This is a genomic window from Enterococcus sp. AZ140, assembly GCF_051714405.1.
Lineage (GTDB): Bacteria > Bacillota > Bacilli > Lactobacillales > Enterococcaceae > Enterococcus_B > Enterococcus_B pernyi.
The window spans coordinates 1,335,268-1,346,193 of record NZ_JBIORU010000001.1 but is presented as its reverse complement, the minus strand read 5'-3'; the positions used below and the strand labels follow the sequence as shown (position 1 = coordinate 1,346,193).

Annotated in this window: 9 protein-coding genes; all 9 read right to left on the bottom strand. The window is 34.2% G+C overall.

Annotated elements, in window-relative coordinates; all coding sequences use genetic code 11:
- Window positions 1-9 precede the first annotated feature (9 nt).
- Window positions 10-834, bottom strand: a complete 825-nt coding sequence (locus tag IGJ39_RS06395; protein WP_019724190.1) for a hypothetical protein — start codon at window positions 832-834, stop codon at window positions 10-12.
- A gap of 29 nt (window positions 835-863) precedes the next feature.
- The gene (locus tag IGJ39_RS06390) at window positions 864-1,100 is read right to left on the bottom strand and encodes a hypothetical protein (RefSeq protein ID WP_010735554.1); all 237 of its coding nucleotides are present in this window, start codon (window positions 1,098-1,100) and stop codon (window positions 864-866) included.
- A gap of 2 nt (window positions 1,101-1,102) precedes the next feature.
- Entirely contained in the window at window positions 1,103-2,842 is a 1,740-nt protein-coding gene (locus IGJ39_RS06385) for a VirD4-like conjugal transfer protein, CD1115 family (RefSeq protein ID WP_396349524.1), read from the bottom strand.
- A gap of 35 nt (window positions 2,843-2,877) precedes the next feature.
- Entirely contained in the window at window positions 2,878-4,338 is a 1,461-nt protein-coding gene (locus IGJ39_RS06380; protein WP_195339253.1) for an HTH domain-containing protein, read from the bottom strand.
- 324 nt (window positions 4,339-4,662) lie between these two features.
- Complete coding sequence (locus IGJ39_RS06375) at window positions 4,663-6,015, bottom strand: lytic polysaccharide monooxygenase (protein ID WP_019723901.1); 1,353 nt, start codon at window positions 6,013-6,015, stop codon at window positions 4,663-4,665.
- Window positions 6,016-6,275: 260 nt separating this feature from the next.
- Window positions 6,276-7,772, bottom strand: a complete 1,497-nt coding sequence (locus tag IGJ39_RS06370; protein ID WP_019723902.1) for a helix-turn-helix domain-containing protein — start codon at window positions 7,770-7,772, stop codon at window positions 6,276-6,278.
- Between the two features lie 641 nt (window positions 7,773-8,413).
- Window positions 8,414-9,556 (bottom strand): IS200/IS605 family element RNA-guided endonuclease TnpB, encoded by a 1,143-nt coding sequence (gene tnpB, locus IGJ39_RS06365; protein ID WP_071866344.1) that lies wholly within the window; start codon window positions 9,554-9,556, stop codon window positions 8,414-8,416.
- Window positions 9,557-9,572: 16 nt separating this feature from the next.
- The gene (gene tnpA, locus IGJ39_RS06360) at window positions 9,573-9,977 is read right to left on the bottom strand and encodes an IS200/IS605 family transposase (protein ID WP_071866345.1); all 405 of its coding nucleotides are present in this window, start codon (window positions 9,975-9,977) and stop codon (window positions 9,573-9,575) included.
- Window positions 9,978-10,196: 219 nt separating this feature from the next.
- On the bottom strand, window positions 10,197-10,772 hold the full coding sequence (locus IGJ39_RS06355) for a hypothetical protein (protein ID WP_066026564.1): 576 nt from the start codon (window positions 10,770-10,772) through the stop codon (window positions 10,197-10,199).
- Window positions 10,773-10,926: the final 154 nt, after the last annotated feature.

Below are 10,926 nucleotides of genomic sequence, written 5' to 3'. Positions count from 1 at the left end.
TACTCCTTTCTACGAGGCAGACACAATCATTTTTGCCCATCCCTTCGTCTTATTTATTGCAAACATCAAGGCAATCATATAAATCGTTAAACCAAAAATAAGACCCCACATCGTTTGATTGTGATTACTCAAAAAATTCATAAAGATCACAGGATAGATGGTCAACACTAATGCGATCATTACAGCATGTAATGAGGAGGCCGCAAAATTCTTAAAGAATCCTTTAGCCATCGATGAAAATTCTTGATTCGGCAGTGCTGCCATAGAAATAGGAGCAATCGCACTGAATATATATAATTCAAAAAATCTTACATAGACGATGACATTGATAAAAACCCCTACAACTAAAGAAACTAAAAACAGAACGACAAAAACCATTAATACAACCATTACTTCCCACCACGAAAGACTTCTGACGACTGAATCGACGACATTGTAATAAGAACCTAAAAGATCATTTCTGTTGTAGTCCATTATTTGCCCTGCTAACATCGATCCTAAAGCGACAATGGCATCAAGGATCACTTGGATTCTTAAGATGACAATATAGCAAATAATAAATTTCACAAATGCTTTCATGATCATTTCAAATCCCAAAGTAGGAGCACCACCCGCATTCTCTACTTTTAAAGAAATTTTTTGAAATTCAAATAAAATAAATATCGCTAAGATGGAAAATGCAACAGGGGCTATAATTGTTTGTTGAATGACTCCTGCTATTTCATAGGCATCTACCATATATTCTTGCAATCCTCGACTTAATGAATCTGCGATATTGTCCCCATTCAAATATTCCATCATTCGAGTAAATAGCATCATTATCGCTGCGCGCACTGATTAACCTTCTTTCTATAAAAAATTTTCTACCTACTTAAAAGTGAGCCGACATCAAATGCGGTCACGAACCAAACTGCAGCAACTAAAATCAATGCACCGCCGACGACTTGCCAGATCCCTTGTTGTAGTTGCGGGCCATTTTTATCTTTTAACGCACCTGCTAAGATCACGGTTCCCCAAATGATCCATAATCCTCCGCCAACCATCGTAAATCTTGAAATCAAATTAAATACATCCTGTAATAATTGTTGATTATTGTTCATTTCTATCCATTCTCCTCTTCATTTTTCGGTGATTGATTTCGTTCGTACCAATTCTCTGGAGTCACATCTCCGAGTTTTTTATAATTTTTATGTTTGGTAATATCATATTTTTCTGATATAAACGGAACTATTCCACGAATCTTCAAAATCGCTTTTGTTCCACTTAGGTTAGCCACTTCATCTACATCCAATAAATTTCGACCCATTTTTTGATAGTTCTCACTATAATTCCCATTACTACCTTTGGTGATACTGATGTTCTTGTGCTGGATCGTTTTCTTTCCTAGTAATTTGGAGATATACTCATGCGTGCTTAACTCCATCCCACCTAAATACAGAAAAACGTCACTGGTCCCGATGATTGTTTCCCAAGTATCTTTATATAAATTTTTAAGCTGACTAATGTTTTGTAAGATCACATTGACCGATATCTCGCGACTTCGAATCACTGAAATCACTTTTTCAAAGTCTGGAATCTGTCCAATATTGGCAAATTCATCTAAGACACATCGCACATGATGGGGCAGACGACCTTTATAAACATTGTCTGCTTTGTAAACTAAGCTATCGAATAATTGTTGGTACAACATACTTGCTAAGAAATTGAAACTCGTATCTGTATCTGATAATAAAATATAGATAATCGTTTTCTTGTCTCCAACAGTGTCTAATGCTAACGTATCTTTACTCACGATTTTTTTGATATTTGGAATATCAAAAGGCGATAATCGCACTCCTAAGCTGACTAAAATACTTTTTGCGGTGCGATCCCCCGCTAATTTGAAAATTTTGTATTGCGCCACTGCAAAGTTGGCAGGATCTTTTTCTTCAAGTTCATTGAAAATCACGTCTAGTGGGGAAACATAATCTGGCACATCCTCTGGACAGTTTGCTAAGCGAACCATTTCAACGACATTCGTCAATGTTTGATCTTCCTCATCAACTTCTTGCAAAAGATAACTGAATGTGGCCATCAATAAGGCAGTTTCAGCTTTTTCCCAAAAATCATCGCCACCCTTTTTTTCAGGGTCTGAAGTATTTTTGATCAAGTTGTTGACGACTTTTAAAATATCGTCTTCGCTACGGATGTAAGTAAAAGGATTATAGTAATCTGTATTTTCCCGCGTGATCAAGTCAAAAACCTTGATTTCATAACCTGCTTCTTTAAACATTGTTGCTGTCTCGCTTAACAATAGTCCTTTAGAATCACTGACGACATAAGAGGAATGCAGTTGCATCAAATTTGGTTTCACATAGAATCTTGTTTTCCCTGATCCAGCTCCTCCTACTACGATGACATTCTTATTCCGATTAAAGTTATTAGATTTAGTGATCTTCATACGACCAGACATAGACAGCGATTCACTTTTTGTGAGAATGATATTGTTGTCTTTTTTTTTATCCATCATTGGCTTTATGTCTTTTTTGTTGCCCCATCTGGCACTTCCATATTCAAACTCTGTATGTTTCGGCATACCTGAGTGATACAAGATACCAAGAGCAAGCCCCCCCACGATTGTCAATGTACCAATGATACTTGCTATACTATAGCTAAAATCAAACTCAAAGCGACTGACTTCTAGTCCAAATTGATCGATTGTGCGAACCAAGACTTGTGCGATATCTTCTGTCTGTTGTCGGAAATTCTCGTAAATTAGGATGGTCCGATTTGCCGTATACGCGAATACAAGAAATAAAAATAGTAAAAGTAATTTATAATACCAAGTCTTTGAGTTTTTCAACTTGTCCTCCTAAACGACATAAGTTATCTTTGTTATTATCTAAAATCCGTAACGAGCAAGTCTGAAACGATGTCCATCGTTCGGTCAATATCTGCTTTTTCTGGTAGATAAAACATTTTAGTTTGATCACCAACTTGATACGGAAATGGTAATATATTTGTCACTAATATATCTACATCAAGTGGATTTTCAATGGTTTCCAATTGTTCCTGGTACATGATGCTTGCCCTGGTGTGTAGATATCTTTCAATAATTTCATTTAAAGCAAAATCCGTTAAAAATCCTCGTTTTAATGCAACAACAACTGTACTTAAAACTTCACATGCCTTGTTCGTATATAAGAAAAGTAATAAGTCAGAAGTAAATGATGAAGCACATCTTTTTTGCAGGAAATTCTTTTGGATCGCTTTATTTTTTTTTATGACTGTATTCATTTCTTTATATAACCGCCGGTTGATTGAATCAATCAGCATCGCCGATTCTTCATCGTTATATGAAAAATCAATTTCAAGTTCCTGTTTGATTTTCTCTTGAAATAAAAAGCAATTGACAATTGAATACAGTTGCTCATTATCAACTTGGATCCGATTCCCGAGAACACTCTTGAGATCTAAAACCAAATGTTTGACTGTCTCAGAAAAACCAAAGTATTCTGCAAATCCTTTATTGTGTTTTTCTATCTCTGTGTAATAACATTCATGTAAATGGATCATACAAGCTATAAAACAACATTCTTCAAAAATGACTTCTTTAGAGTAGGTCTTAAAACAATCTAATTGAATAAATTCAATGAATAATTGATTCGTTAAGGGATTGTTTCTAAACCAATCTAACAATCGCGACTGGATATATAATTTGTCTTTTCCAAATCGGATAAAAGTTAAAGCAAGTATTTTCTTTGTGATTGATTGGGAAACATCCGAACATAACGCCAAAACGATTTTGGTTATTTCTTCCATTTCATTTTTATAGGGGCAATAATCTTCGATTTCTAGATAAGCTGATTTAATGTAAAGATCAATAAACAGTTTCCTGATTCTGATCTCCTTCCCTATAAATTCAACCGGTGAAAGTTTTAAATTCAAACCATATTGATGGCAGATTTTCTTTAGCTTTCGCATTTTTTGGATCACTGTTTTCTCACAGTAGTGTAGTTCCCAGCTCCAATCGATCACCTGCTTCAGTTCACCTGTAAGGATACTTGTTGTCACTTTTACTAAGTCTTCATTCATGTAATAAGATTTTTTCTTCTCGAATAACTTAAAATGGTTCAATATAAACATGCTGACCCCTTTATAGGAAGTCAATATTTCAATTGTGTCGGAAAATTCATCTTGAATCGTTTTTAAATCATTGGTAATCGTTCTTCTAGTTACTTTGAGACTTTTTGCAAGATATTGAACGGTCACATTTTTTCTTCTCTCTAAAGTATTCAAGATAAATACGGCACGTTTTTTGTAATCATTCGATATTAATCGTTCAAGAATCTCTTCCACTTACCTTCCCCCTTTCACATAACAACTTCACTATAAACAATATGTTTTTTTATTTCGAGGTATTGTATTTCCCGACTTAGAGAAAAAAATTTCTTTAGAAGACGAAGTTTTTTTAAAGTTTTTTTATAGATTTTAGTTTTTAGAGATAACAATAAAAAAGAGGCTATACAAATTGTATAGCCTCTTTAAGGCGCAATTAATAACAACATCCCACTATTTTTATTTATCTACAATAAATGGCCCTCTAAGTTTTTAAGCTTTCTACAAAAAAGTTATTCTATTGGAATCCTAAATTAATCCAAAAGGCTAAAAGACTTTTAAAAGTTATTTAATTCTAAATAAACTTGCTGCACTATCTGGCGCCCAAGATGGATCCCCAAAATTATAATGAGTCACTAATGTTGTATACAGTTTCCCTTCATGGAAGATGATTTCATCTTTTGTGTACAGCACTGGATTGGTTAAACTTCCTAACTCAAATTGACGATGTTCACTAGGTGGTGCAATTTCATTTGTTTTTGTTGAAATCACTAAGCGGTTGCTGGCCTCTGATCGAATAGAATCATTACTCACTGCTTTGATCGTATAGGTATATTGAGTCCCAGCATTCAATCCAGTATCTAGATAAGTTGTATTTGCAGTTTGACCAACTAATTGGCCATCTCTATAGATTTCATATGTTTTGATTCCTGCAGAGTGGCTCGAAGGATTCCACATCAATGAGATTGAGTTCACTGTTTCCCCCATTGAATGTAAGTTACCTGGTCTTGTTGGCACTTCTACTTCGTTATCTGCTAACGTTGTTACCTGAAGCGCATCACTTTTTTCAGATACTTGTCCGGTAAACGATACTGCTTCGATTTCGTACTTATACGTGGTATTTGCTGTTAGTTGATTATCTTGATAGTTGTTCGCAGAAGTTGTAGTAATCAGTTGACCATCACGATACACATTGTATTTTTCAGCAGCTGCTTGTGCATCCCACGAAAGTGAGACTGACTGTTTTGTCGTATTTACTGCTCTGACATTTGTTGGTTTATTTGGTACGACTGGTATTGCTCCATTACTCTTGATATTCGCATCAATCACATTATAAAAGGCATTCGCAGTATCACTAATATCCCAAATTGCTAAAATAACGTGATACCCCATACGGTCTTCTGGAATATTGACTGTGTGCGTTGCGCTAATATTCGCAGAAGATTGTCCGCCACCATCGAATTCCGATAATAACTCTAGATCTTCTCTCGCAAGTGGTTTGTTTTGATCCCAACCATTTTTCGTGATGTAGTAATGATATTTCGCAGTCCGGTGATTTGCCGTAAAATGCCAAGTGAAATTATTAGGACCAGTACTGATATCTTGCTTTGTCCATAACGTGGATGTCTGTTGATCTAACTGAAAACCTAACGCGCCATTTGCAGAAGCAATTCGTCCATCCGCTGGTCCTGCTGCTGGGAAGCCTTTCAATGCTTCTAAAGATTGTGGCTCATTGATCACTGCCCCATACTTTTGAAATGCTGCAGTCCAGTTGGTACGGGCATCTAATGACCCTTGGTATCCTCGACTAATTGGCTCTCTTACATACCCATGAGCAGAAACATCTTTTGTCGCACCAAAAATTATTCCTCCTAGACTTAAAACCAATACAACACTACCCAATAATCTTTTTTTCATATCATACCTTCCTTCCAATATTTTTTGTTACATTATTTTTATAACATAATAACTTATTTAAAAATAGCAGACATAAATTGATCAACAAATCACAAAAGTACATATAAAAAAACATTAAAATATTTATATATAAGTATTTATAACTTGTGAAAAACAAAACTATTATTCAGTTTTTGTTCATTTAAACCAAGAGATGATAAACAGATTTGGAAAATAACTTCGATTTATCGTATCTTATTATGTTATTTAGTCAATCGTTATCAAAATTTGTACGTATTTACGATAACTTTATTAAAATACGATCCCAGCCTTGTCCATGAATCTTTATCTGAGATATGTTTAAAATAAAACAAGTCTTTATCCTCGTATCCATGGGTATCCGAAATAACGATATCAGCATGATCATACGATTCTACGATTTTTATTCGTTTATTATTGTAGTAATGAGTAATAATATTTTCGACTATATTTTTAGATTCTGGAAGGTTAAAAAATTCCACATAAACTTTATGTTCAGATTTAAGACTGTTGGATGCCAAGCTTCCTAACATGACTTGCACAAAACTATTTTTGATGTGATTGTAAGAAGGTTCATTTTGGTAAGATTTTAAGTTTTTATCAATACAACGCTCTATATAGGAGCCATAACGATTTGTTGGTAGTGCATCATGGTATATAGGCATAAATTTATATAATTCCAAATGATGGATAGTGACTAATTTGTTTGTCAAATAATAGAGTAGTTGGTAAAAAATCGTTTCTGGTATATGAAAGTAATCAATCATGCACGTGAGTATTTTTTTACATTTGGTGACGATTGAATTCTTCTTTAGCTCCCTTAGCTTTCTTCCCAGTTCTTCTTTTTCTTCTTTCTTATTTAAATCTTGTGCAAAATAGTTGGATAGAAAGGCGAAATGGATACATTCATTTCGTGCATTTGTGCCATCTATCATCTTTTTGACAGTCAGCTTTTCTAAACACGCATCCATCTCCTCCTTATAGACTGTTTCTCCCAGCTCCACGAGTTCTGAGGGTAGATCCTGGATTTGGTACCCGTTTTTCAATGATATTAAACTGACCGCTAATAAATAGTTGATACGCTTTTTCCCTAGCGGAGATAAATTTTGGTAATGATCAAAATTGATGGATAAGCGTAAGTTGATTACTTCTTCTTGTGTAATCGTTTTGAACAACCAATAGTTTCCTTTTGAAATGACTGCAATTCCCAGATAATGCAACATACGTATAGTAGATTCACTCCCTGTTAACTCAATCAATGTTTCATTGACCTTCATCAATCGAATATCAATTTTTAGTAATTGAAACAATTCTTTCAACTTTCCTAAAAGTTTGTATACATGTGACTCACTATAGATTAGATATTTTGCGATATCTGAAACACTGAATTTCCTTTTTTCCAACACATATAACAATGTCTGATACAAATTTGACTCTGCAAAATATCTTTCTTGAAAAATATTGATCAATTCGAGATATTCCGTATCGGTTAGTTGTGGCATACAGCGCAATTCATCTTTATCTAGAATCAAAGAGGTGTGCGTTTTTTTTGAGAATTCACTTTCATCATACTCTCTCATCAAATTTTGAAGTATCTTCCTTGCTTGTCTTTTTGTTAGATCCATTTCATCTTCCAGCTTTTTTATTGAGACTGCTCCATGTTTCATTTCTTTTAATACCTTCATTTGTAAAAATTGTGTTTTTGTAATGAATAATAATATTAATTTATCTGGCAGCATATTTGTTTTCTCCTCAATCTATAGTTGAAATGTAAAAATTCAAATAGTATAACATCACCTCAATCTTTCCCTGTCATTTTTAAATAGCAAAAATATTCTTACTATTCAGAAAACAAAAGATACTTGTTGATTTATAGTAATTATTTGACATGAGAACGGTGTAAACCTTCGTTCGCTTTTAAGCGATAACCTAAAATAACTATTATAAAAAAACAAGTACAATTTAATATTAGAATATTTCTGCATAAAATTCCAATAATTATATTCTTGAATTTATTTTATTCCAATAAATTTAAGAGAAATTTATTGATTTATTTGCATGCGATACCTAGCAAAAAAACTGAAGAACCAACGAGTTGCCTCGTTTGATCCTCCAGTTGCTTTACAAATATTGCTTAAAATCATTTCAGTTAGTGCTGATAATTTATTTCGATGATTCGTTTGACTATCCTACATTATGTATCAATCTTACATGGTGGAAGTGGTGAACTACTCACCACTTAGCTAAACCTGACGGTTCTTAACGCTTGAAGTGGGAGCTTCTTGGGAATAGAGCATACTTGATAGTGTATTTCTTTACTAACAGCGGTGTCTCTTATTTGCCAAGCTATCCCCGTAGTTCCTACGGTTCTTGATTTTATCTAAGCTAATTGTTTTATTCGGAGACCTTCGATCAGAATATTGATGCTTGCGTTTATATCACGGTCATGATGAGCATGACAAACCGGACAAGTCCATTCTCGTATTTCGAGCGTTTTCTTGCCATCTTGATGACCACAATCCGAACAGAGTTGACTAGATGGGAACCATTTATCTACTTTGATGATTTCACATCCATACCAGTCAGCTTTGTATTGTAGTTTAGTTACAAAACTAGACCACGATACATCAGAAATACTTTTAGCTAATTTATGATTGCGTAACATACCTTTTGCATTTAAGTCTTCAATACAGATAGTATCGTGATTTTTGATAATCTCTGTACTTAACTTGTTTAGAAAGTCGTTGCGCTGATTCATTACTTTTTCATGTAGCCGCGCTACTTTTCGTTTTTGTTTTTGATAGTTTTTGGCTTCAAAGAGATTGACACCTTTCTTTTTAGCTAATAATGCACGTCTTGACAACTTACGTTGTTCACGTTTTAGTTTCTTTTCCATTTTTGACGTGAACTTATTATTATCAATCTTTTGACCGTCAGAAAGAATGGCAAAATCAGTTATACCAAGATCAATTCCAATAGAAGAATCGTTTTTAGGAAGTTCAACTATTTCTTCTTTACACAACAAAGAAATATGGTAATTACCACTTGGATGACGTGAGATTGTGGCAGATTTGATAATTCCTTTAGGTTGTCTATGGAGTTTAATCTTGACTAAAGACTTCAACTTAGGAACTTTGATGAATTTATTATCAATCAAAGCTACTGTTCCTTTTTGGTTGTTAGTTGTATAGCTTTGTACAGGATTCTTCTTACTTTTGAATCGAGGAAACCCAACGGATTTATCTCTAAAAAAATTCTTATATGCCTTATCTAAATTAAGTTGTGCATTCGCTAGAGCCAGGCTATCTACTTCCTTCAAAAACGGAAATTCTTCCTTATATTGAGCTGGTGTTGGAAAATTCATTTTTATAGAAGAATCATTTTTAGTTTCTTCATAATTTTTCATTCGGTCATCAAGCATTAGATTGTAGACCTTACGGACACAACCAAAAGACTTAGCAAAGAACATTTCCTGCTCTTCTGTTGGATAAATTCTGAATTTATATGCTTTTAGTCGCTCCATAAGACTCACCTACTCTCTATTTGTGGTTATTACCTTGATTCTGAATATACTTTTTGATGACATCAATTGGTGCGCCACCAGTTGTCAACAGGCAGAAACTTTTAGACCAAAACATTTCTTTCCAAAGATATTGTTTTACTCTAGGATAGTCACGCTTTATCAAGCGTGAACTCGCGCTTTTATAAGCGTTGATGAACTTCGTCAGCTCTGTTTTTGGCTGTGCTTTGAACATAATATGAACATGATCTTTATCATGATTCCACTCAACGAGAGTGATGTGATATGACTCTGCAATTCGTACAAAAGTTATTTTAGCAAATTCAGATATTTCATCATCAATCACTTGTCTACGGTATTTAGTTACCAGTACAAGATGATAATAGAGAAGAAACACTGAATGATTATTAGTATCTAGTTCCATTGTTATATCAGCTCATTTATTATATAGACTGATTATAACATAGTACAAAATAAAAAGGCAATATGCATTACATGTTGGTTTTCGAGTTACCAACGGTAACCCTCATACCGAACGGCATTCATCACCCACCTATAGAGGATGGGCGACTTCTGCCTGAATTAAGTTAAAAGATCAAGCAGGATAGTCAGTCATTTTGTTGATTTAGCCATACATCTTTTCTTATCCGAATGGCACACTTGAGTGATGTAACTGAATTTTTAAGTCGCCATCCTCATCCATGATATAACCAAATGTGTATTCAACTTTGACTTCTTCGTTGGTTTCCCCAGAAGTAAAATAATATACACCTGAAGAAATCGCTGTATCACCGTTCAAGATCGTATCGTGATTATCAAAGCGGATATCTGTCCAAGGCTCTAAGGCAAATCCACCATCTTCTGCGATGTCCCCACCAACAAAATAAGATAGTGCTTCATCTTTTGTTCCGCGAAATGGTACTTCCGCAGCTTTCGTTGGTTTGAAGAGCACTTGACCGTCATCGTAAGCATATAGATTTTCCAGTGTCTCAAGCGCTTTTTCTTCGGCTTTTTCGTCACTTTCCAAGCTAGCTTCACCAATCGCTATAATATTCTCTGCCCATTCTTGTTGTGCTTCTTCTACATCCGAAAGAGTAATGACCGGTGTTTCCTTCTGTGTCTCATTTGTTGTACTAGTTGTATCTTCTCCTTGGGCAGATGTAGCGCATCCAGCCATTGTTAAAACTAAAGTTGATAAAAGCAATGTTTTTTTAATCATATAATTCCTCCTCTATAATTAAATTCTAACAGAAAACTCTTTTATTTAAAACTAAAAATATAACATACTTAAAACAAAATAAATAAATTAAACGTGTTATAATTGCCTAATTCTAACATGCATATTTTATAAAAACATCATAATAAAATAACTG